This is a genomic window from Bauldia sp., from assembly GCF_965232525.1.
Lineage (GTDB): Bacteria > Pseudomonadota > Alphaproteobacteria > Rhizobiales > Kaistiaceae > Bauldia.
Window position 1 is genome coordinate 1,772,044 of the sequence record NZ_OZ246980.1, and the last position, 23,075, is coordinate 1,795,118.

Below are 23,075 nucleotides of genomic sequence, written 5' to 3' on the forward strand. Positions count from 1 at the left end.
CCCCGCCGGACAGGTGATCCGGCGGGGTGTGTTGGGCGAGGTCCGCCGCTATCCGCCGAGGCTGGCCGCGATCCGAGGACAAACAATTTTGCAGATGGCGCCCATCGGGAATGGCAGCGCACCGCAAATGGTGTCGCATAAGTCGGATGGCATGACACCTTGCTTCGCCTTGGCCATCAGGATCGAGCGGTTTGCTCGGTCGATGGGGGCAGCTTGAATGGGCATATTCATGATGGTCTCCTTCGACTGACTTGAAGATCGACGGCGATCCTCCTGATGCGTGGCCAAGATGCGCATATCTCGCGCGTACCCGCCGAAGCGCTGCCACGCAAAGCGCGACGGCAGATGGCTTGCTAGAACGTCGTCCAGTGGCGTGGCTTACCGATCGGCACAGGAACGACGTCGTTGACATCGATGGTGTAGAAATAGACTTCGCGTGGTCGCGTGGTCGGATTTGTTGGATCGAAGAACGTCATCTTCACATCCCAACAATCCGAGTCAGGCCGCATGACCGGGCTCCGCATGACCTCGAATTTCTCGATGTGGATATTGCGGTCGCGCATCTTCACGAAGATCTCGTTCGCCTGAAACGCGTTTGTGGCGGCGTAGTTTAGCGCGCGGTCGCGCGGCTCTCGTCCAAGGTTCCGCAGTTCTTCGTAGATGCGATTCAGGAACGTCTCAAGCCCACGGCGCGGGTCGAAGGGCGCGCCATCCAGGTCCCTCCTGGTTGAGTCTTTTGGTTCGGCTGGGCTGAGTGCATCAACAAGCGCCTGCGTGGACCAGGCAGCCATTCCGCCCAACGCCGGCTGAACTGTCGGAATGACCAGACCGTTAGCCAGTTCAACCTGACCGGTGATGACACCCGGTACCGACATCCGTTCGATCGGCGGTGGCGGCTTCTTCCTTGAGCCTCGTCCACCTTGGCTGCCTGAAGTATCTCCAGCGGCAACCGCGGAGCTCGTCTGAGCATCCAGGACGTCGACCAGCGACCCATACGTTTCCTCGAGATAGTAGTCATGCGGCTTGATCGCGTAGATAGGCGTCCCGTTCAGATTCAGGGTCCACGTGATCGCAGGTGAATGCGGTGGCGACTCGCGCAGGAACGCCACCATGTCGACGGGGTTCAGTGCCGACGGTTGGCGGTCGCCGACCGAAATCCGGTTCTCCAGCTGGCTCTGGATCGAATCCAGCCGCTCCTCATTGCCGAAGTCGTAGCCGAGCTTGCCGAGAGCGAACACAAGCTGCCGTGGCCCGGCAGCCGCGGCGCAGTCATCGCAGCAGGCGGCCGGCTGAAGCGTTTCGGCATCCGAAACCGACGGGCCGACGGCGGTTCGCACCTCGGACGCTGGCGGAAGTACTTCGGCCACCGCCGTCGGTGTCGCGACCGCGGGTTGCGCGACAGGCTCGGGCAATCCCGCTGGCTGCAGCCCGCCGAGCGTCCGGGTCAGGCCGGCCACCGCGGCTTCGATCGACTTCAGTTGCTCCGCCATCGCCTGGATCGCGGCGCCCTCGCCTTGCTGCTGGGCATCAGTGTGGTTTTGGTCCATTGCTCTGCTCCAGATTGGCTCGTTCGCGTGTTGGGGTCGCCGGCCGGACTCGGCCGGCTGATAGGAAGACGCCTCGGCGTCCAGGCGTTGCAGTGCTCCGTCCAGATTGAGGGCGCCTGCAAGGAAGCGTTCGCATTGATCGGCGCTTGACGGGTCGCAGCGGTCGGCGCCGTCGACGATGGCTTGCATCACCGCCTGGCCGTCGGCCGGCGCGCCCCGTTTCGTCTGGCGCGCCATCATCAGTGCCGATATCCCGGCGACCAGCGGCGTGGCGAAACTCGTTCCGCTCATTGGCGTCGTCCCGCCGCTCGCCGCCGCGCCGATGATGCCTGTACCCGGGGCCAGCACCCCGCGATTGCGGTAGGCGGCGCCCCAGTTGGAGAAGCCGACCGGTCGGCCGGCCTCGTCCATCGCGCCGACGACAAGCACGCCGGGCAGTGCCGCCGGAACTTGTAGGCAGTCGCAGCCGTCGTTGCCGGCCGCTGCGACGACCAGCGCTCCGGCGTCGATGCACCGGCGAACGGCATCCTGGAGGTGAGGGCTAGCGGTCCCGTTGTGGGACAGACGGCCAGCGCTGACATTGATGACCTGCGCGCCGGCTTCCAGTGCAGCTTCCAATGCCCGGGCGAGGTCGACTTCCGAACACGGCCGAATGTCGCCGTCCGCCGTATCGGAGAAGATCGGAACCAGGACTCCTCGGCATGTAGGAGCGATTCCGGTTACGGGTCCGCTCGGCTGGCCGAACAGGATGCTGGCGACATGGGTGCCGTGGGTTCGGCTCGGTGCCGCCGTGTCAGCGGCCCGGACACCCGCCGCGACGATGCTCATCTGCGCACCTTCGAACGCGGCATGGCCGACATCGACCGGCCCGTCGAGGACCGCGATCGTGATCTCCGAAGCATCGCCGCAGTCCGCCTGCAGTGCCTCGAGACCCTTGATCCGGTTGATGTTGGCGATGTTGGCCAACGGCGCTTCCCCGGTTTTTCAGTCAGGGACGTTCCGTCTGCAACGACGCCCCTTTTAGTTGCTCTATACTATATAAGTAACTCAAAGTTGTATCAAGGGCTAAAACAATCAGCGTTCGAAAGCGATCGACGAAATGATGTTCAGGTGCTGCCTGAGCCGCGTATGTCGGAGAGAGTTCGGCCGGGTGCGATCGCTTCCGGATCGATCCGAACATGGATGATGGTAGGCTTGCCGCTGTGAAGGCCGTTGTTGAAGGCCGTTGCGAACTCGGCCGTCGTCTCCACTGTCTCGCCATGGCCACCGTGGGCGCGGGCTAGGGCCGCGAAGTCCGGATTGGTCAAATCGGTGGCGATCGCCCGGTCGGGATAGTCCCGTTCCTGATGCATCCGGATTGTCCCGTGCATGCGGTTGTCAACGACGACAACGATGACGTGCGCATCTTCCTGGACCGCCGTCGCGAACTCCTGCCCGGTCATCTGGAAGCAGCCGTCCCCGGCGAAAGCGACCACGATCCGGTTCGGATTCTCCAGTTTGGCCGCGATCGCTGCCGGTAGCCCGTAGCCCATCGATCCTGAAGTCGGCGCCAGCTGGGTGCCGGGCAGGCGGTAGCGAAAGAAGCGATGCAGCCAGGCGGAGTAGTTGCCGGCGCCGTTGGTGAGTACCGCGTCGTCGGGCAGGCGCTCGCGCAGCCAGCCGGCGATCTCGGCGAGCTGCACCGGGCCCGGATTGCCGATCGGAGAGCTCCAGTTGCGATAGGCCAGGTGGGCGGCTTCGGTTTCCGCGCGCCACCGGATAGCGGTTGGCGGCTCGAGCCCCTCCAGTGCGGCGGCGAAGGCAACCGGGCTGGCGTGGATCGCTAAATCTGGACGATACACCCGTCCCAGTTCTTCTGCGCCGGGATGGACGTGAACCAGGGTCTGTGCCGGCTCGGGAATAGCGATGTGGCCATAGCTGGCCGAGGCCATTTCGCTCATGCGGCCACCGACGAGAAGCAGGAGGTCGGCCGTGCGGACGCGCTCCGCAAGGGCCGGATTGATGCCGATCCCGACATCTCCTGCGTAGTTGGGGTGCTCGTTGTCGAACAGTGTCTGCCGCCGGAACGAGCATCCGATCTGCAGGTCGAACCGTTCGGCGAAGCGTCGGACACTGGCGATAGCGTTGGGCGTCCACCGTGGTCCGCCGAGCACGACCATCGGCCGCTCGGCCCGCCACAGCAGCTTCTGCAGCTCGGCCATCTGGTTGAGGCCGGGATAAGTTTCGACTTGCCGCCACGGTTCCGCGTCGGCGACGTCGGCTTCGTCGCGAAGCATATCCTCCGGTAGTCCCAGCACGACCGGACCTGGCCGACCGCTGGTCGCTTCGTGAAACGCGCGGCTCAGGAATTCGGGGATACGCTCCGTCCGGTCGATTTCGGCGACCCACTTGGCCACTTCCCCGAAGAACGCTTTGATGTTGATCTCCTGGAACGCCTCGCGTTCGCGGATCGCTCGCCCGACTTGCCCGAGCAGCAGGATCATCGGTGTCGAGTCCTGACGTCCGATGTGAAGCCCGGCCGAGGCGTTGGTGGCGCCCGGTCCACGAGTGGCCATCACGATCCCTGGACGCCCGGTGAGTTTACCCCAGGCCTCCGCCGCCATCGCCGCGCCGCCCTCCTGCCGGAAGGTCGTGACCGCAATGGGCGAATCGTACAGGGCATCGAGGAGGGCCAGATAGCTTTCGCCGGGCACGCAGAAAGCGCGCGTGACCGCATTGCGATGGAGCGCGTCGGCCAGAATGCGGCCGCCGGTACGAGGTTTGATCATGCGTTTGTCCGTTGAGGGACCGCCGTCGGTGAAACTCGCCTGAACCTATCAGGCAGCGGACCCTGGACAAGGTTCAAGTGAGCAGTATCGATCGGCAAGCCTACGTCGCCGCAAAACCGGTAGAACGGTGCGCCCAGCCAGTCATTCGTTTCTCCAACCACGCCATGACCGCGTACATGGCGATGCCTTCGACCGCGAGGATAACCAGACCGGCGAAGACCAGCGGCACGTTGAACTGGGCTTGCGCCTGGAGCATCAGGTTGCCGATTCCGTGGTTGGAGGCGATCGATTCGGAGATCACCGATCCAACGAACGCCAGAGTGATTGCGACCTTGAGCGAGCCGAAGAAGTAAGGCAGGGCGCGGGGAATCCCGACTTTTCGCATGATGTCGAGCTTGGAGGCGCCGAGTGCTTTGAGCACGTCCTCCAGTTCCGGCTCGATGGTGGCAAGCCCGGTGGCGACGTTGACCACAATCGGGAAGAACGAGATCAGGAACGCCGTGATCACCGCCGGCACCGCGCCGATCCCGAACCACAGGACGAGTATCGGCACCACGGCGACCTTGGGGATCGCATTGAAGCCGATCATCAGCGGGTAAAGCCCCGCGTAGATCGTGCGCGACCAGCCAATGAACAGGCCGAGGGCCAGGCCAAAGGCAACGGCCATCAAGAATCCCACCATCGTCGTGCCGAGGGTAAACAGCGACTCGAACCAGATCGCGTCACGGAACTGGATGATCGCTCCAACCACTGCCGTCGGCGGTGGCAGAACGAATTGCGGAATCGCGAAGACTTCGACCGCCCCTTGCCAAACGATGATCATGCCGATGACGAACAACCACGGCGCGGCGCGAATGGCTAACGACGACGGCATTACTGGCGTGCCTTGACGATATGGTCGCGCAACTCGTGCACCATATCCTGGAACGGAGCGGTGTAGGTCAGCTCCAGATCGCGGGGCCGGGGGAAGTCGACCTTGCGCTCGACCAGGATATGACCGGGACGCGCCGACATGACGAAGATGCGGTCGGCGAGAAAGGTCGCTTCACGCAAGTCGTGGGTGACAAGAATGATGGTGACGTGGCTCTCGGCGTGGATGTCGCGGATGACGCACCACAGCTCTTCGCGGGTGAATGCGTCGAGTGCGCCGAACGGCTCGTCGAGCATGAGCAACTGCGGCTCGTGCACCAGCGCCCGACACAGCGAAGCGCGCATCTGCATACCGCCCGAGAGTTCCCACGGATACTTCTCGCCGGCACCCTCGAGCCCGACATGGGCGAGAAGGTCTTCGCCGCGGCGGCGATAGGCATCACGCTCACGGCGGATACGGCTACGGTGCGGCTCGACGATCTCGAGCGGCAACAGCACGTTGTCGATGGTCTTGCGCCACGGTAGCAAAGTCGGCGCCTGAAACGCCATGCCGGCGATCTTCACCGGCTTGTCCACCACCTCGCCCGCGACGGTGACCACCCCGCTCTGTGGAAACTGCAGGCCGGTCGCCAGTTTCATCAGTGTCGACTTGCCGCAACCGGACGGTCCGACGACCGCGGCGAATTCGCCACGGTCGACGGCGAGCGTCAAATCATCGACGGCAAGCGTCGCATCGGTTCCGCCATAGGCGTGGCGGACGTGCTCGAGGGTGACGAAACCGCGCACAGTTTCCGCGAACGGTCCGTTAGTCCAGGGCGCGCTCGTCTTCGGCCGGGAGGAAGCTCGGGTCGAACACGTCGCCAGGCTCGGGTTTGGAGGCGAAGGTGAAGGTCAGGCCGATCTGGTCGATCGCGCTATCCATTCGATCCGTATCGATGGCGCCAAGGCCGTTTTCTTTGACCTCGTCGGTCACGACGTTCTGATTGATCGCCATCTGGAGACGTTCGAGCTCGGTCTCCTTGTCGAGGATCGCGTTGGCGTCGAGCACGTAGTCCACCGCGGCTTCCGGATCGGCGATCGTTTCCTTGACGGCCTTGTTGAGCGCCCGCAGGAACCCTTTGACCGCCTCCGGGTTCTCCTCGGCGAAGGCCGGCGAGACGATGATCGTGTTGCCATAGAGATCGACGCCGTGATCCGCCATCAGCAGGACAGCGATGTCGTCGACCGGCACGTTGTTGGCTTTAAGGTTGATGAACGACGAGAACGAGAACCCGGTGATTGCATCGACATCGCCGGCTGCCAGCATCGGCTCGCGGACTGGGAAGCCGACGTTTTCGATGGTGACGGAGTCCGCGTCGATATCATTCGCCTCAACGAAGATCGGCCATTGCGCGTAGGCGCCGTCGGGGGCCGGCGCGCCGAGGGTCTTGCCTTCAAGGTCGCCCGGCTCCGAAATGCCGAGGCTCCTGCGACCGACGATCGCGAACGGCGGTTTGTTGTAGACGATGTAGATCGACTTGATCGGCGTATCCGGATTCTGGTCGTTGAACTTGATCACTGAGTTGATATCGCCGAAGCCCATATCGTAGACGCCCGAGGCGACCCGATTGATCGGCTCGACCGAACCGGCGCCGGTATCGATGCTGACGTCGAGGCCTTCCGCATCGAAATAGCCCTTCTCCTCGGCGAGCAGGAACGGGGCAGCCGGGCCTTCGAACTTCCAGTCGAGCGAAAAGTCGATGTCGGTATCCGCCAGCGCCGGGGCGCTGAAGCCCAGGACGGCAACGGTGGCAAGGAACGCGCCGCGGGGCGGCCGGGATTTCAAGCAAAAAGACGGCATCGGTTTCTCCAAGTGGCACCGCGCAAAGCCTGCGCACAAGCGCCGGGATTTGCAAGTTCTATGCCGTCGAACAATGGGCTTCGCGGTGCCAATCGACGACGATCGTGATGAGAAACGGGGCAGTCTCTGTCGTCGCTTTAGTCGACCAAGCGTTTTTGCCGGGCGGGCAGGAACCGCGGGTCAAAGGCGATATCGGCTTGTGGCTTAGCTGAGAACGCGGTGACGGAATCGAGTTGGTCGATCGCATCATTCAGCCTGTCGGTATCTACGTCGCCGAGGCCGTTGGCGCGGACCTCCCCGGTGACGATGTTCTGGTCGATTGCCAGTTTGAGCTTCGCAAGTTCGGTTTCGCGGTCGAGCAGGGCGTTGGCGGCCAGTACGTGATCGATGGCTGCCTCCGGGTCGTCGATCGTTTCCTTCAGTGCCCGGTTGAAGGCCCGCAGGAAGCCCTCGACGGCTTGCTGGTTATCCGCCGCAAACGCTGGCGAGACGATGACGGCGTTTCCGTAGAGGTCGAGACCGTGATCGGCGAGCGGCATCACGACGATATCGTCCTCCGGGATGCCGCTCGCCATGACCCCGAACAACGCCGACAGCGTGAAGCCGGTGATCGCGTCGACCCTGCCCGCCGCAAGCAGCGGCACACGGACCGGGAATCCAACATTCTGAATTGCTACAGTGGCCGGGTCGATGCCGTTCTCGGCGGCGAAAATCGGCCAATGGGTGAAGCTTGCGTCGGTGACCGGCGCGCCGAGCGTCTTGCCTTCCAGATCCGCCGGCGACGACACGCCGCGGCTCTTGCGCCCGATGATGGCGAATGCCGGCTTGTTGTAGACCATGTAGACCGGCTTGATCGGCGTCGTCGGGTTCTGATCGTTGAACCGGATCGCAGCGCTTAGGTCGCCGAAACCCATGTCGTACGCCCGGGAAGCGACGCGGTTGATCGACTCGATTGACCCACTGCCGGTGTCAATCGTGACGTTCAGCCCCTCTTCGGCGAAATAGCCTTTGTCTCGTGCGATCAGGAATGGGGCCGCCGGTCCCTCGATAGCCCAATCGAGGGTGAAACGGATGGGTGTTTCGGCGCGTGCGGGCGTCGCGAGCACCGCCATGGCCGCCAAACCGGCCACGGCGCCTCTTCCAATGACCTTCAGGGGTCGCAAGCGCCCGCTCCTTGATAGTCGAGACAGGGCGGAGCCCAGGGCCGCTACACGTCGGTGACCGTCACCACCGTGAACGTATGAAGCTCGCCCTCGTCGTCACGGATGGAGATGTACTCTCCGGGAACGAAGCGGTGGCTGGAGAGCTTGAAGCCGCCTTCGTCGCCTTCGTCGCCTTCGATGTCATAGGTGAAGCCCCATGATCCGCCGGGACGATGGACGAGATGGCCGATATCGTCTTCCTCGCCTTCCCAGAACCGCACGACCCGACACTGGTCGCGATGTTTGCGCCATCCTTCGGCGTCGAGATGCCCGTCCGCATCAAGCGGTGCGGTAAAGCGGTAGCCATGCCGGTCGCTGCCGTGAGGGTGATCCTTAGTCCGCGCCAGGTTGAGGCGGATTGTTTTGAGGCCGTGGGTATCGATCATGCTTCCTCCACAGTGGTTGCGGTAGATTATCAGACCCGTTTGCGGTTTCCAGTTCGGGGTTTTGCGGAGGCGCGGCAACCGCTTACAGTGACCGCCGGGTAAACCGGAGAACGGGTTTGCGCATCGCCGAAAACTATCGAACAGCGCGGTTCGGTTTCGCTCTGGCCCTGGGCCTCGGCGGTATCGTCGCGTCACCGGTTCTGGCCGAACCCTACCCGACGACGGTTTTTCCAGAAGGCGCGAGCCACGCGTCCGTGTCGTCAGGACCGCTGACGGCTTCAATCGATCTGGTCCGTCGTCCGGATCTCGATCCGGACTTTGACACGCCGGTGTTGACGGTGTCGGTCGATGGCTACCCTGTGCTGGAAGTAGCGGGCGTAGCGTCAGGCTTCGCCTTTCCGGCTACCGAGGCCATGATTGCCGACCTCAATACCGCCAATGCGATGCCGGAGGTGGTCTTCACCAGCTATTCCGGCGGCGCCCATTGCTGCACCTTGGTGATCGTTGCCGAGCAGGTCGGCGATCGCTGGATCGCTGTGCCGATCGGCGACTTCGACGGCGACGGCCGCTATCTTAGCGACCTCGACGGCGACGGCAGTGCGGAGATCGCCACCTACGACAATCGGTTTCTGTATGAGTTCGATTGTTATGCCTGTAGCGCGGCGCCGCTGCGGGTGATCGCCGTTCGGGAAGGCGAGGCCCGCGACGTGTCCGCGGAGCCGCGGTATCGCGCGGCCCATCGCGACTGGTTGCGCCAGTTGGAGGCAAGCGCCGATCCTGACGGCGGCTGGACCTCACCGGGCTACCTGGCGGGTTGGGTCGCCGCGAAGATTCGGGTCGGCGAAGGCACGGAGGCTCTGGCGGCATTGGAGGCCAACTGGGATTTCGCCAGCGACTCCGGCGAGGAGGTCTGCATAACAGGCGAGGATATAGAGGACTGTCCCCGGCGGTATCTTAAGGTGTTGCCGTTCCCGGAACGGCTCCGGCTGTTCCTCGAGCGCACCGGCTACCTGGCTTGACTGTCGGGTTTGAAAGGTCGCTGACGCCGATGGGGACGCCTTGGAAAAGGCGGGATGAGGTGAAGGCTTTGGTACAGCCGGCTGGGCTCGAACCAGCGACCTACGGATCCACAATCCGGCGCTCTACCAACTGAGCTACGGCTGCACAGGCGCGTTTCGCGTCGCGGAAACTAAAGCCAATACACGCGTCGTTCAAGGGCGAGATCGGTCTTGAACGAGCCTCCTTCGAGCGGGTTCGCCCGCTCGCATGCCAACGAAAAAGCGGCCCGAACCATGTCCGAGCCGCCTGGTATCTGATGTGTCAACGTTCGCTCAGTCGGCGCGGAAGTCCTTGAAGGTCTTTTCGACGTGGGCGGTCATCGGCTTGCTGGTCTCCACGAACAGCTTCTGGGCGAATTCCTGGAAATCCTTGAACTGGGCCGTCGCCGTTTCGAACTGCTGACGAGCGAACGCGGTCTGAAGCTCGATGATCTCGGCCATGGTCTTCGCGCCGAACAGGTCCTTGGCGAAGGCGAAGGTCGCGTCGGTGTTGGCTCTTGCCGTATCGAGCGTCTTCGCGCCGAGCGCAAAGGCACCGTCGCGGGCCGTCTCATAGGTATCCTCGACCACGTCGGTAGTATCCTCGGCGGCGCTCTTCATCTTGGCGTAGGTGTCGCGCGCCTGGGTGATCCCCTTTTCGGCGAACTCGCGCATCGCAATCGGGACATCGAAGGATGCCGGATTGGCGCTGAAGGCTTCGAACGGATTCGGCAGTGTCGGGACCGTCATCTTCGGAGACGCGGTTTTCGTCGCTTTGGTCGCTTTCGTGGCTGTGGCCATCGGAAACTCCTGAGAAAGAGGTTATCGATCAGCGGCTGACGAGAACCCAACAGGCCGCCGGTGATAAACTCTATATAACGAGAATTTTGTGCGTTGCAATATGATTATTGCGCCGCACAAAATCGGCGGCTGCGAGCCACGAGAGACGAGCGGTTATCGGTCTCGGGTCGGTTGTCCGGGTCGTTCGGATCAACTTATTTCGGCCAGGATGCCGTCCGCCTCGGCGAAGGCGGAGCACCCGGGACCGGATGCTCCGCCGCAACCCTGATGAGAAAGCCGATGGCCGCCCGGAAGCCCGGACTGCCCGACAACGGCTAATGGATGGCTGCTTCTGGCTAAACTAGCTCTTGGCCTTATCCACAGCCTCGGCGCCCACCCGGCCCATCGTCGCGCCAATAGCTTTGCCCTGTTCAGTCAGCGCCGCCATCTGACGCGCGAAGTACTCCTTCTGGAGCGCGCTGATCTCTTCCACCGTCCGGGCCTGGACCAGCCGCTGCGCCAGATCGAAGGAAGCGGATACGTTTTCCTCGACGAACGCGAGCGCCTGCCGGTTCACCTCCGATGCCCCTTCCTGCATCGTCCGGGCCGAGCCTTCGGCCTTGGTCACTGCGCTCTGGGTCGCCTCGATGAACTGCTCGAGCGCTTTCTTGGCCTCGCTGACGCTCTTGTCGGCCATGTCCCGCATTTGATCGGGGATTTCGAATTGTGTCGGCTGCATGACATGTGTCTCCCTGCTAGAATGATGACCCTTACCTCAACATAGTCGTTTGGCGAACCGCTTGCCATCGGCCCGCGTTAACCAAGACCAAGGATCGTTGTGGGGAAGGTCCGCGCCGGCCGTGGACCAACGATTCGACCCATTGTATTAACCGTCAATTAAGTACGAGAAGGTCGGTCGGCGCGGCGGGCGACGAACGACGGGGCAATGCCGGATGAACGGCAAGACATTGGCCTACCTTGATCTTGCCGCCCTGCCTCCGGTCGGCGCGGTGCTGCTTGAGCCGCGTCCGGCCTTTGTCTTCCGGGGCGATGGCAGCGAGATCCTGTGGGCGAACGCGGCCGCGGTCGCGGCTTTCGGCGCGGCGGACATGACCGGCCTGCTCGCCTATCGCCTCGCGCCGGGTGGCCGCACGGCGCGGACCCTTTCCCGGCTCGCAAAGTCCCTGCCGCTCGACCGGTCGCGGCTCGAAGTCCTCCGGTTCAATCTCGAGGTTCGCCAGATGGCCTTCCCTGCCGCGTGCCGCGGCTTGGCGCTCGGCCGCAACGCCCGCGCCCTGTTGGCAGTCGGCCCCGAGTCCGGTCCGCGCGAATCGTTGTCGACCCGGGCGGAACGCTTGTGCGACGCGATTGCCGGCGAGGACGGCCTGGTCGCGATCCTCGATGGCGATGGCGCGGTCCTTGGGGCTTCGGGCGGATACGACCGGCTGGCGGCGGTTTCCGGCGAAATCGACACCCTCATCGACCAAGCGACAAAAGACGATGGCCCGGTTGCACGGGCGCCGCTGATTGTCGATGGGGTCGCCCGGCAGGCCGGTGTCGTCGGCTTCGGCAGCGGTACCGACCGTGCGTTTCTGATGATCGTCGGGCCGCCGGACGTGGCGACATCGACCGCCTCCGCGACTATCGATCGGACCAGCCAAGTGACTGAAACGCAAGCGGTTTCCGAGTCCAACAAGCCGCCGGAACCGGCGGCCGACTCGACCGCCCCGGCGCGGCGGTTTCTGTGGCAGACCGACCGCGACCACGCGTTCGCATTGGTGGCGCCGGATCTGGCCGAAATGGTCGGAATCGGCAACGTTCCGGCGATCGGCGAGACGTGGCGGGCGGTAGCCGACCGCCTGGGGCTCGATCCCGAGGGCGAAATTCATGAGGTTTTGTCAGCACTTAGCGGCTTCGCCGAGCGCACTGTCTACTGGCCGCTGGCCGTCCAGCCGGAACGGGTGGCGGTCGATCTCACCGGCCTGCCGGTGTTCGCGCGTGACGGGACGTTCGAGGGCTATCGCGGCTTCGGCGTCATCCGCTCGGACGATCGCCGGCCGGACAAGCGGCTCGATAAACGAAATGATGTCAAAGCCTTAAGCGAAGACGCCGGCACCACAGAGCCACCCGCCCATGACGCGGCCCAGCCGTCGAACGTGGTGCCGCTCAACAACGCGCCGACGCGGATCCTGCCGGCGCGGTTGTCGGGCACCGAGCAGGACGCCTTCCGCCGGATCGCCGAGGCACTGAACGCCTCCGACGCCCCGGCGACGTCCGCGACACCCCCTCCGACGCCCACCGCGACGTCCCGCGACACCCCCTCCGACGCCCCCGCCACCCGGGTGTCGGTCGCGACGCCTTTCGATACCGGGCTGCTCGACAAGCTGCCGGTCGGAATTGCGATCCAGCGCGAGGGGGCGACCCTGTTCGCCAACCAGCCGCTGCTCGAGTGGCTCGGCTACGACTCGCTCGACGCCTTCGTCGCGGCCGGCGGGGTCGACGGCGTGTTCGCCGAGGGCGCGGACTGGCCGCGCACCTCGACCGAGGACGGGTTGCTGAAGGCAGTGCGCCGCGACGGCACCGAACTCGACGTCGAGGCCAAGCTCCACGCGGTCACCTGGGACGGGGCGACCGCGCTGATGCTGTCGCTGGTCGAGATCGAGGGAGAGGACGACTGGGCGGAGGACGGCGTTGACGATGATGAGCCGGCTAACGATGAGCCGCCGCCCATCGACAACACCGCGGCGGAGCGCGCCCGGGAATTGGAAGCGATCCTCGATACCGCCACCGACGGTGTCGTAGTGATCGCCACAGACGGCACCATCGACGGATTGAACCACACCGCCGAGGCGCTGTTCGGAGTCGCCACCGACGACGTGCGCGGCCGGCCGTTCACCGACCTGCTCGCCGAGGAAAGCCACAAGGCGGCCGAGGACTATCTCGAGGGTCTGGCGACCAACGGTGTCGCCAGCGTCCTCAACGACGGCCGCGAGGTGATCGGCCGGGTGCCGCGTGGCGGGCTGATCCCGCTGTTCATGACCATGGGGCGGGTCGCGGGTTCCGGCAAATACTGCGCGGTGCTCCGCGACATCACCCACTGGAAGACGGTGGAGGAGGAACTGATCGCGGCGCGCAAGGCGGCCGAGGCGGCGAGCGCCCAGAAGTCGGAATTTCTCGCCAAGATCAGCCACGAGATCCGGACTCCGCTCAATGCCATCATCGGCTTTTCCGAGGTGATGATGGCCGAACGCTTCGGCGCGATCGGCAACGACCGCTACCGCAGTTATCTGCGCGATATCCATCTCTCCGGCGAGCATCTGATGAGCCTGGTCAATGACCTGCTCGATCTCTCCAAGGTCGAGGCCGGCAAGCTCGACCTCGACTTCGCCTCCGTCGCCGCCAACGAGGTGATCCAGGAATGCGTGGCGCTGATGCAGCCGCAGGCCAACCGCGACCGGATCATCATCCGCACCTCGCTGGCCGCGGGCCTGCCCAACGTGGTCGCCGACATGCGCTCGCTCCGCCAGATTCTGCTCAACGTCATCTCCAATGCGGTGAAGTTCACCAAGCCGGGCGGTCAGGTGATTGTCGCCACGGCGCTGGAAGACGACGGCGCGGTGGTGGTCAGGGTGCGCGACACCGGCATCGGCATGACGGCGGAGGAGATCGAGACCGCGATGCAGCCGTTCCGTCAGGTGGCGACCTCGGGGATCGGCGAGGGCACCGGCCTCGGCCTGCCGCTCACCAAGGCGCTGGTCGAGGCCAACCGGGCGGCGTTCGCCATCGACAGCGTCCCGGATCAGGGGACGCTGGTGCGGATTACGTTTCCGACCACGCGGGTGCTGGCCGGGTAGGGGGCGCGGGGTGCTGTGGTTGCTCCCATCATCCCCTGCGCTCATGCGGTCTGGTGTTTGCGCACGGCATTAGAATTCTCAACCACCGGTCGTCCTCCGGCTAGACCGGAGGACCCGGCATCACCGGTCCACGGCCGGGCCATGAAGCGCCAAGGTCGGCATTCCGATCTTCAACGGAGCAACGGTTTCGATGGGTTCTCTGGTCAAGCCAGAGGACGACGCGGCGTGGGTTTGTCTGCCTCACGCTGGTTGTGGAGCGTACGCATCATGCCAGTTATGTCGGCCCCTGCCTCTCCCACCGCTCATTCCCGCGAAGGCGGGAATCCAGAACGATTGCGTGACGGATGGGACAAAACCCAGTTGGTGTTCATTCCTCACCGTCTCGCATCAGGCGGTCGAGTTCCTCCGGCGGCAGGCGCCGGATTCTTCTCGCTACCTTGCGATCGAAGTTTCGGTCGTTCGGTTCCTTGTGCCTCTGGGCCTTGCGCCCGTATTGCTGAACGAACAGCTGGACCTCGGCTGCGAGTCGAGCACGATGTCTGGCTACATCCGACGATGCTGGGCGTTTTTTCGTCATAGGGATGCAGGCAAAGCAAGCCACACCCTAGCAGTCAAGTTGCGCCGTTGGAGTCATGGGTCGCACGGGCGGCACAGACGCAAGAACCGAAGGTGTCAGTAGCTCTATCTCGACACTTCGATCCCCTCCAATCTCCCCTTTCCAAGGGGAGGGGTTGGTTGGCGTTTGCGGCACGGGGGTGAGGCCCGTCGAACCCGTTGTTTTAGGTCGACCAAGCGGTCACTTCCGAGCTGTCGGCGTCGGCCCGATAGCGGAATCGATGAACGGAGCCTTCTGGGCCAGGTACTCGCCGATGCCAGCGCTTTCCGTCTCCAGCGCAAACTTCAGGTTCTGATATCGGCGCCGCAGGTCGGCATCGCGGCGAAGCAGATCGCGGAACCGGAGCATCCTCGCGATTTGCTCGTGTCCAGAAGGGCAGACATGAACCTTATGGGTGCGGACGCCGTCCCGGTCTTTTCGGTAGAAATGGTGCCCGGGCGACAAGTCCTTGCCGCGAACGTAGCCACACGACCGCATGAAGGCGTCGACCCGGGGCGTATCCCGATGGTCGGACACTTCGACCAGAAGGTCGATCTCCGGTTTCGCCGCCAACCCCGGCACGGCGGTGCTGCCAACGTGGTGGATGGCGATGAGGTCGGCACCAAAACCCGCGGCAAGACGCTCTCGTTCCGCGACGAACATCGCCGGCCAGGCGGCGTCATAAGCCGTTATCTTGCTCGTCAGCGCCAATCTCGCCTCCGCGGTGCGCGCATCGCGTTGTCTCCGCCAGTATGACAACTCCGCGTCCTTCATGTCGCTGACGGCGGGCCGAGTTCCTCACCGCTCATGCCGCGGAGGCGGGAATCCAGAGCGGCCTTACCGCATCACGTCAGAACTGGAGGGCCAAGACGTGGATGGCCGGGGCCTTCTTCGGTTCCCGGTCGCGCCGGCGGCGCGCCTCGCCTCTTGCCCCGGCCATGACCTGCCTGTGGAGGCGCGGCTCCTTGCCCGGCCTCGATGGGAGCAGGCGGTTTGGCTCCCGAGGGGCGAGTCGGATTGGCGACGCCTGAGCCCGCCGCCCTCAGCCGCCGCCAACCAGTTCGGCGAGGTCGCCTTCGAGCACGTTGAGGTCGACATCGCCGTCAATGCCGGCGACGCGGCCGGCGGGGTGGTACTGCCAGATCAGCCAGTCGTCGGCGTCGGGCTGGTGGAAGATGGCCCGACGCCAGAGCCGGCGCGGCGGGAGGACCTCGCCATAGGCGTCGCGGAAATCGTCGACGATGTAGTAGATCAGTGGCTGGCCAAGGGCGGCTTCGACCCGGGTGATGAAGGCCTCGATATCGGCGCGGAACGCCTCCGGCGTCGGCCGCCGGGCGCAATTGCCGGTGAATTCGAGATCGACCACCGGCGGCAGCTGGGCGGCGCCGGCCGGCACCGCGTCGATGAAGTTCGCCGCCTGATCGGCGCCGGGGCGACAGAGGGTGAAGAAATGATAGGCGCCGACCGGCAGGCCGAGCCGGTTGGCCTCGGCGATGTTGCGGCCGAATTCGCGATCGCGGTGATCGCCGCCCTCCGACACTTTCACATAGGCGAAGGCGACATCGTCGGCAGCCACCGCCGGCCAGTCGATCGTGCCCTGATGATGAGAGACGTCGATGCCGCGGACCGGATAACGAGTGCGGTCGGGCTCATAGGTGCGCACGTACATGAAAGCCGCTCCCCCGACGACAACGATGAGCCCGAGGCCGCCGAGCGCGGCTTTCCAGCGCCGTTTCATAGCATGCTCGCGAGTGGACCGAATCTGAGGCTCTGCAAATCCCCTGACCTGACGGATCGGTTGCCGCCGGAGCCCGGCGATCGGCAAGGCGGTCCGCGGCGACGCCGACCGTTGCCGGTTACTCCGCCGCTTCCGCCGTCTTCTCGGCCGGCTGGTAGCACTCGTCGGGGACCGGGATGTCGTAGAGGCGGGCGGCGTTGAGGCCGAGGATCTTGGCCTTGACGTCGAGGCTGAGCTGGGTGCCGGCTTCCATCGCGGTGGCGTTGTCGAAGGTGAAGTCCATGAACTTCTCGACGATCCATTTCGGGCTGTAGATGCCGTAATCGGAACCGAAGATGAGCCGGTCGGGCCCAAGGAACCATAAGAGGTCGCACATCATCTCGGCGAAGTAGCGCGGCCGCCGGTAGATGAAGGCGCTGACCACCGACAGGCCGCCATAGACGTTGGGCTCCTGGTTAGCGATCCAGCAGAAATCGTCGATGCGCGGAATGCCGCAATGATCGACGACGAATTTGAGGTCGGGGTAGGCGGTGGCGACGTCGTCGACATCGTGAACGTCGAAGGCATCCATGTTGAGCGGATGGATGGTCGGCCCCTTGTGGACATGGATGATGTCGATGCCGAGCTGGCGGCATTTGTCCAGATATGCGTGGACGGAATCCTCCTTCAACGAATAGCCCTTGGAGTCCCCCAGCCACTCCGCGGTGTACATCTTGACGCTGCGGAAGCCCCAGCGGGCGTGATCGGCTTCGAGCTGATCCAGGCCTGCCGTGCCCTCGCGCGGGTCGATCCGCCCGGCGAGGATGACCTTTTCCGGATAGGCCTCCTTCAGCGCCGAGCACTGCTCGGTGGTGTTGAAGCCATGCTTGTAGAAGGCATAGAGGTAGGTCGGCAGCAGGATGGCCTGATCGCAATAGCCGTCCTCGAACAGGTCCTTCGCCGCGTTCTCGACGCCGTAATAGTCGAACCGGTCGCGCGGCCAGATCTGGTTGGTCGGGGTCAGGCCCTTGTGACCGTTCCAGAAGACGTCGATGAAGGTGGTGCCGTAGCGGTTGCGGCGGTTTTCCTGCCGGGCGTCCCAAAGATGGGCGTGGCCCTCCACGACGAAAAGCTTCTTGCCGTCCTCGGTCTGGTACATCCCGGCGGTCCTCCCAGGGCGGCTTCGCAAGCGCCGCCTTTGGCCAAGGAGACCACGAACCGGGCTCCGATGCAAAGGGATTGGAGGGTTTCTAAGGGGGCGCGGTGTCGACCGCGAGACGCATCGTCGTGGTTGCCCGGAACGGGAAGACGATGCGGAGCGGGCCGATGCCCGTGGTGCGTTCCGCGACGAAGCCGAACCGGTCGTACAAGCGCCGGGCGGCGGGGTTGGTGTCGATCACGTCGAGGCGGACGCTGGTTCGGCCGAGCGCCCGCGCGTGATCTTGGATCGCGGCGAGCAGACGGGTGCCGATACCGAGACCGCGCGCAGCAGCGTCGACGGCGATGCCGTCCATCAGCAGGCTGTCCGGCGCCTCGCGGCGGTCGAGCACGGCGAGGGCCAAGAGCCGCAGCGGCCCGCTCCAGCCATAGGCCCGGATCATCTGCCGGACGGTCGGTTCGAACAGGCCGCGGCCGCCCACCTTGAAGCCGGCGATGCCGATCACCGCGCCGCCCCGCACCGCGACAATGGCGCGGTCGGTGGCAAGGCTCGGTGCGAGCGCCCGGGCGGCGCGCTCCGGCGGGCCGAGGAACGGCGACAGCTTGGCGGCGAAGGCGTCGCAATAGAGCCGGGCTGCGGTGGCTTCCTGGCCGGTCGGGATGCCGGCGACGATCGATACGGCTTCGTCCGTCATGAAGCAGCGGCGAGCGCGGGCCCCGCGAGTGCGGTCAGCCGCAGTCGGTCCCGCCGTCCGTCACGCCGGCGACCGCGGTCGCCCAGGCGTTCGGAAAATCGGCAAGCGACGATGGGACCGGGGCGAGGGTCGCGTGAACGGTGCAATCCGCCAGATCGGCCTCGGTGGCCGCCACCGCGTCGATCAGCGCGGCGGTCAGCCGGCTGATCTCCGGACGCAGTTCGGTGACCAGATCGGGCGCATCGGCGAAGGGCTCGGCGTTCGCCGCCTGCCATTGCTCGAACAGGGCGAACTGCACGATCTTGGCGGCGGCGATCTGGGCCTCAACCATCGCCGCCGCCCGGTCGGGATCGACGCCGCCGGCGACGGCGCGCTCGGTGGTCGCTTCGAGCACAACCGCCTCGCGGTCGAGGTCCTCGATCGGGGCACCGGTGTTCCATTTGTGACGGGCAACGTCGATCATGATCACCAGCCGATCGGTCATCACCTGTCGCAGGGTGGTGGTCCGATCGCTGGCGTGTGCGGCGAGCCCGACCAGCGTCAGCAACGCGGCCAGGGGCAGTACGAATCGCGCCAGGGTTCGGGTCATGGCTGTTCCTTCTCTGACTGTGGATGGTTCGGGTTATCACCGGCTGGGTCGGGCGTTAAGAGGGCGCGGGCATTTGGACGGCGCCGGGCTCACTTTGGCGGTGGTGGGTCGGGGAGGGCGCGGTGTGGCCCGCTCTGCGACTCACAAACCCCACCCACCACCCTTCGGGCGGTCCCCCCTCCCCGTGCCCGGGGAGGGATGGCGGTGTCACCGCTTAGTCACTCCCTCTGGCTTCGCTATGGCGCGCTTCGCGACTCACAAACCCCACCCACCGCCCTTCGGGCGGTCCCCCCTCCCCGTACCCCGGGGAGGGATAGCGGTGTCACCGCTTGGCCTCGATTCGAAACTCCGGGACGTGACGATGGAGAGCGCATGCTTGTTGCTTTACGGCACGCGGGATCCCGCGGTATCGATCGCAATCGCGATCGCGATCGCGAGGCGCTGGGCGCCTCACCCCCTTTGGCTGCGCTAAGGCTCGGCCCGCGAGGCCAAGCGCCGCCGTCTCCCGCAAGGGTGGAGAGGGCGCGTTGGCGTGTGGCACTGCTTGCGCGTCCTTCGAGGCTCGCTCCGCTCGCACCCCCGATCGAGCCGGGGGCAGGCTCTCAGCATGAGGGCCGGCTTGCAAGCGACAAGAGTGGATTCGTCAGGAAGACGCGGCGGCGCAAATGAGGATGGCAGGCGGGCGGAGCGGTTGACGCGTAGATCGCCTGAGACAAAGCGATATCTGCCTCATCCTGAGTGTGAGGGCGTCAGCCCGAGCCTCGAAGGACGCACCAGTGTTCCCCTTGTCAACGGCTCAGTCGCGCGTGCCCGAGGCTCGCTGCTTCGCGGCCGCCTTCGATCGGGCCGGGGACAGACTCGGCATGAGGATTTTGGCGGTAGGTCAAAACGCGTCGCGCACGAGACGTGCCGTGGCCCATCGCTGCGTGTCTTCCGCCACCCCCGCCGTTCATTCCCGGCAGGGACTGGCCCGCCGCGCGTTCCCGCACAGGAGGCCGATGTCGCCTGCCCGTTGGTGGCGACCGGATCGTGTGCGATGACATGGGGCGACGGCGCAAGCCCAATGCCGATCCGCCTTACGTCGCCCGCACGTGTTGCCCGGCATCGACAAGAATCTGAAAGGACCGAATTTATGGCCAACCCACCACCCTCGAGCCGTCGCGAAAAGGCACTCGAGGTCCTTCGACGCCTCGACGCGGACATCGTCGACCCGGTGAGCGCCGATCTCGATGCGGTCTCACCGGACCTGGTCGAGGTGGTGTTCGGGTTCGCGTTCGCGGATGTGCTGTCGCGGCCGGGCATCGATCGGAAGACGCGGGAGATGCTGACCGTGGCGGCGCTGACCGCCATGGGCACCGCCCCGGAGCAGCTCGAATTCCACATCGGCGCGGCGATGAATGTTGGCGTCAGCCGCGAGGAGATCATCGAGATCATGCTGCAGATGGCGGTTTACGCCGGGGTTCCCGCCTTTATGAACGGCATCACGGCGGCCAGAAAGGCCTTTGCCGCGCGGGATTGATGGCTCCCGGGTCCGTTGTCGGGGGAGGGCCGGGGAGAAGGGCGAATCGGTCGCGCCGACGCGATCTGCGGTATCCGCGCACCGGCAACAACCCCGCTCATTCCCGCGGAGGCGGGAACCTAGAACCCCGCCTAGTTCGCGTCATCCAAGACTGGGTCCCCACCTGCGTGGGGACGAGCGGTTGGAGAGGGTCTTCACACCTTCGACCGTCAGGAGCGCGGTGTCTTGGCCGGTAAGGTCAGCCGGTCCGGCGCCATGCGTAGAGGACGTCGGGTTCGCGTTCCTCGTTCCCGCTGCCATCGGTCATCTCCTCCGGGGCGAATCCGTGTTTCTCGTAGAAATCCCGTGCCGCGCGGTTCTTCTGAAACGTCCACAGTTTCAGACTGGGCCATGTCGACTTGGCGACCTGCAGGAGCTTTTCGCCGACGCCCTCCCGCTGCCGGCCCGGCAGGACATAAAGCTGATCGATCCAGCCCTCACGAAAGGCGATGATGCCGATGATTTCGCCATCGATCGCGCCCCAGACCTCATCGTCGACAAACACACGATTGCGGAAAAACGCACGATCCTCCTCCGGCGTGTGGAGCCCCGACAGCCACGGCAGGGCATCGTCAAACGCCGTGCGAAGCACAATCGCGGCGCGGTCCATGTCAGACAGCGACAGGCGTCGAATGGAATAGGTCATGGGGGTCCTTGGGTTGTGTCGGTAACGGCCAGGACGTGCGCCTCACGTGACGCTCTCGCAACGCCACCCGCTCATTCCCGCAAAGCTTGCGCCCGGCCCGATCGGGCGGCGGGAATCTAGACCCCTGTCAGATCCGCGTCATCCAAGACTGGGTCCCCACCTGCGTGGGGACGAGCGGTTGGAGATGGCCTGCCTACCTTTAGCTGCCCTGAGCGCTTGCGCCATCGGTGTGACTCCCACCAACGTCATGCCCGGACTTGATCCGGGCATCCACGCGAACACCGTCCGTGGGAGTCGAACACCGTCCCTGGACGTCTGTGACACAGCCGTTGCCATGGCGGATGATGGGGTGAAAGGCGGGTGCGCCCTTCGATCCCGGTCGCACCGGCGGCGCGCCTCGCCTCTTGCCCCGGCCATGACGGTGGTGTTCCGTTGTATGGTTCGCGCCTCCGCTTCGACCGGACCAACACACAGTCCGGCAGCGGTGTCATGGGGCCTTGGCCTGTCCGAGGCAGAGCGTTCGGAGCCGGAAATGGCAAAAACAGTAGTCATGATTCACGGCGCGTTTGCCGGTCCCTGGTGCTGGGACGATTACAAGGCCTTGTTCTCCGCGCATGGCTGGACGTGCCATACACCGGCACTGCGCCATCACGGCGGCGACCCGAAAGCTGACCCGGACCCGGATTTCGCCAACACCAGCATCGCCGACTACACCAACGACGTCGCCGCGTTGGTCCGGACGCTGGAGACCAAGCCGATCATCCTGGGGCATGCCGTCGGCGCTATGGTTGCTCAGCAGGTCGCGGCGCGCGGCCTTGCCAGCGGCGTGGTGGCGATCAACCCCAACGCCCCTAGGGGAACGCTGCCGGAAACCGACGACGAACGCGCCGTCGCGCGGAGTTTCATGGAGATGGGCGCCTTCTGGAAGGCCCCGCTCCGCGTGCCGTTCGACCTGATGGCACCCTATGCGTTGAACAAGCTCGACGATGCATCGCAGCACGCGGTGTTCGACCGGTTCGGACCGGAATCCGGCCGCGTCATGTTCGAAATGTTCTTCTGGATGTTCGACGATCACCGGGCAGCGGCGATCGCCTTCGACAAGGTCACCTGCCCGGTGCTGGTCGTCTCAGGCGAAGACGACCGCGCCGTCCGCCACGCCGTCGGCCGCGAGATCGCGCACAAATACGGCTCGAACGGTACGTTTCACCTGGCGCGCGGACACGCCCACTTTCTGTTCCTGGAACCCGGCTGGGAAGGCCCCGCGCGGGTCTGCGAGACATGGATGTCCGGGGTTGTCGGCGAGACAGAAGCAAGCCGGCGGTGATGCCCCGGCCGCCCGGGGAACCACCAACCGTCATTCCGGCGAACGCCGGAATCCATCGATGTCGGTTCACGGGACTCAGCGGCGAAGCAGAAGACACCGTCCTGCCTGGACCCCGACCCCCGATCGAGCCGGGGGCAGGCTTTCCGTCGGGGTGACGGTGGTGGGAGGTGAGACCGCTCCAGGTGCTTCGGGGCGCGGTCTCGTCCGATACGCGGCCGGTCGCCATGTCATGCCCCGTCGGTGAGCGGCAGAGCAACTCCGGCATGACCACTCTCTTGCATCGGCTAGGACCGCGGCCGCCCACCCGCTCATTCCGCGGAGGCGCGAATCCATGTCCGGTGAAAACCCGCGCCACCCAAGCCTGGGTCCCCACCTGCGTGGGGACGAGCGGTTTTGGCGCGGTGCTTCACACCTCCGCCGCCTGTTGCGGCTCCGCGCGATCGGTGCCACCTCACCAACGTCATGCCCGGACTTGATCCGGGCATCGACGCGAACACTGGCGATGGAAG

General features: G+C 65.0%; 20 protein-coding genes and 1 tRNA gene. 4 read left to right on the plus strand and 17 right to left on the minus strand.

Annotated features, from left to right (window positions below):
- Nucleotides 1–48: 48 nt before the first annotated feature.
- The 8 genes from ACO076_RS08350 to ACO076_RS08385 form a co-directional block, all read right to left on the minus strand.
- Complete coding sequence (locus ACO076_RS08350; protein WP_421726263.1) at nucleotides 49–231, minus strand: hypothetical protein; 183 nt, start codon at nucleotides 229–231, stop codon at nucleotides 49–51.
- A 122-nt stretch (nucleotides 232–353) separates the two neighbouring features.
- On the minus strand, nucleotides 354–2,513 hold the full coding sequence (locus ACO076_RS08355) for a PatA/PatG family cyanobactin maturation protease (protein WP_421726264.1): 2,160 nt from the start codon (nucleotides 2,511–2,513) through the stop codon (nucleotides 354–356).
- 140 nt (nucleotides 2,514–2,653) lie between these two features.
- Complete coding sequence (locus ACO076_RS08360) at nucleotides 2,654–4,315, minus strand: thiamine pyrophosphate-binding protein (RefSeq protein ID WP_421726265.1); 1,662 nt, start codon at nucleotides 4,313–4,315, stop codon at nucleotides 2,654–2,656.
- A 100-nt stretch (nucleotides 4,316–4,415) separates the two neighbouring features.
- On the minus strand, nucleotides 4,416–5,189 hold the full coding sequence (locus ACO076_RS08365) for an ABC transporter permease (RefSeq protein WP_421726266.1): 774 nt from the start codon (nucleotides 5,187–5,189) through the stop codon (nucleotides 4,416–4,418).
- The gene (locus tag ACO076_RS08370) at nucleotides 5,189–5,971 is read right to left on the minus strand and encodes an ABC transporter ATP-binding protein (protein ID WP_421726267.1); all 783 of its coding nucleotides are present in this window, start codon (nucleotides 5,969–5,971) and stop codon (nucleotides 5,189–5,191) included. Before ACO076_RS08370 ends, ACO076_RS08365 begins: the two co-directional genes overlap by 1 nt.
- A gap of 19 nt (nucleotides 5,972–5,990) precedes the next feature.
- Nucleotides 5,991–7,025, minus strand: a complete 1,035-nt coding sequence (locus tag ACO076_RS08375) for an ABC transporter substrate-binding protein (protein WP_421726268.1) — start codon at nucleotides 7,023–7,025, stop codon at nucleotides 5,991–5,993.
- Between the two features lie 137 nt (nucleotides 7,026–7,162).
- Nucleotides 7,163–8,188, minus strand: a complete 1,026-nt coding sequence (locus ACO076_RS08380) for an ABC transporter substrate-binding protein (protein ID WP_421726269.1) — start codon at nucleotides 8,186–8,188, stop codon at nucleotides 7,163–7,165.
- 44 nt (nucleotides 8,189–8,232) lie between these two features.
- Nucleotides 8,233–8,613, minus strand: a complete 381-nt coding sequence (locus ACO076_RS08385; protein ID WP_421726270.1) for a hypothetical protein — start codon at nucleotides 8,611–8,613, stop codon at nucleotides 8,233–8,235.
- A gap of 116 nt (nucleotides 8,614–8,729) precedes the next feature.
- On the opposite strand from ACO076_RS08385, the gene ACO076_RS08390 reads away from it, so the two are divergent.
- A complete protein-coding gene (locus tag ACO076_RS08390) occupies nucleotides 8,730–9,632 on the plus strand; it encodes a hypothetical protein (protein WP_421726271.1) in 903 nt (300 codons plus the stop codon).
- A 69-nt stretch (nucleotides 9,633–9,701) separates the two neighbouring features.
- Here ACO076_RS08390 and ACO076_RS08395 read toward each other — a convergent pair.
- The 3 genes from ACO076_RS08395 to ACO076_RS08405 all read right to left on the minus strand — a co-directional run bounded on the left by ACO076_RS08395 (nucleotide 9,702) and on the right by ACO076_RS08405 (nucleotide 11,169).
- Nucleotides 9,702–9,777: transfer RNA gene (locus tag ACO076_RS08395), tRNA-His, on the minus strand.
- Nucleotides 9,778–9,944: 167 nt separating this feature from the next.
- Nucleotides 9,945–10,451, minus strand: coding sequence for a phasin (locus tag ACO076_RS08400; RefSeq protein WP_421726272.1), 507 nt, complete (start codon nucleotides 10,449–10,451; stop codon nucleotides 9,945–9,947).
- A 340-nt stretch (nucleotides 10,452–10,791) separates the two neighbouring features.
- The gene (locus tag ACO076_RS08405) at nucleotides 10,792–11,169 is read right to left on the minus strand and encodes a phasin family protein (RefSeq protein WP_421726273.1); all 378 of its coding nucleotides are present in this window, start codon (nucleotides 11,167–11,169) and stop codon (nucleotides 10,792–10,794) included.
- Nucleotides 11,170–11,383: 214 nt separating this feature from the next.
- On the opposite strand from ACO076_RS08405, the gene ACO076_RS08410 reads away from it, so the two are divergent.
- Complete coding sequence (locus ACO076_RS08410) at nucleotides 11,384–14,284, plus strand: ATP-binding protein (protein WP_421726274.1); 2,901 nt, start codon at nucleotides 11,384–11,386, stop codon at nucleotides 14,282–14,284.
- 796 nt (nucleotides 14,285–15,080) lie between these two features.
- Here ACO076_RS08410 and ACO076_RS08415 read toward each other — a convergent pair.
- From ACO076_RS08415 to aroQ, 5 genes are all read right to left on the minus strand, one after another.
- Nucleotides 15,081–15,590, minus strand: coding sequence for a GrpB family protein (locus tag ACO076_RS08415; RefSeq protein WP_421726275.1), 510 nt, complete (start codon nucleotides 15,588–15,590; stop codon nucleotides 15,081–15,083).
- Nucleotides 15,591–15,921: 331 nt separating this feature from the next.
- The gene (locus ACO076_RS08420) at nucleotides 15,922–16,617 is read right to left on the minus strand and encodes a GH25 family lysozyme (RefSeq protein WP_421726276.1); all 696 of its coding nucleotides are present in this window, start codon (nucleotides 16,615–16,617) and stop codon (nucleotides 15,922–15,924) included.
- Nucleotides 16,618–16,735: 118 nt separating this feature from the next.
- Nucleotides 16,736–17,755 (minus strand): amidohydrolase family protein, encoded by a 1,020-nt coding sequence (locus ACO076_RS08425; protein WP_421726277.1) that lies wholly within the window; start codon nucleotides 17,753–17,755, stop codon nucleotides 16,736–16,738.
- Nucleotides 17,756–17,846: 91 nt separating this feature from the next.
- On the minus strand, nucleotides 17,847–18,449 hold the full coding sequence (locus tag ACO076_RS08430) for a GNAT family N-acetyltransferase (RefSeq protein WP_421726278.1): 603 nt from the start codon (nucleotides 18,447–18,449) through the stop codon (nucleotides 17,847–17,849).
- 34 nt (nucleotides 18,450–18,483) lie between these two features.
- Nucleotides 18,484–19,038, minus strand: coding sequence for a gamma subclass chorismate mutase AroQ (gene aroQ / locus ACO076_RS08435; RefSeq protein WP_421726279.1), 555 nt, complete (start codon nucleotides 19,036–19,038; stop codon nucleotides 18,484–18,486).
- A gap of 1,132 nt (nucleotides 19,039–20,170) precedes the next feature.
- Between aroQ and ACO076_RS08440 the strand changes: the two genes are divergently transcribed.
- Nucleotides 20,171–20,557: a carboxymuconolactone decarboxylase family protein gene (locus ACO076_RS08440; RefSeq protein WP_421726280.1), complete on the plus strand. Its 387-nt coding sequence runs from the start codon at nucleotides 20,171–20,173 to the stop codon at nucleotides 20,555–20,557.
- Between the two features lie 238 nt (nucleotides 20,558–20,795).
- On the opposite strand, the gene ACO076_RS08445 is transcribed toward ACO076_RS08440, so the two are convergent.
- Entirely contained in the window at nucleotides 20,796–21,242 is a 447-nt protein-coding gene (locus ACO076_RS08445) for a GNAT family N-acetyltransferase (RefSeq protein ID WP_421726281.1), read from the minus strand.
- 532 nt (nucleotides 21,243–21,774) lie between these two features.
- Between ACO076_RS08445 and ACO076_RS08450 the strand changes: the two genes are divergently transcribed.
- A complete protein-coding gene (locus ACO076_RS08450) occupies nucleotides 21,775–22,566 on the plus strand; it encodes an alpha/beta hydrolase (RefSeq protein ID WP_421726282.1) in 792 nt (263 codons plus the stop codon).
- The last annotated feature ends 509 nt before the right edge of the window (nucleotides 22,567–23,075 follow it).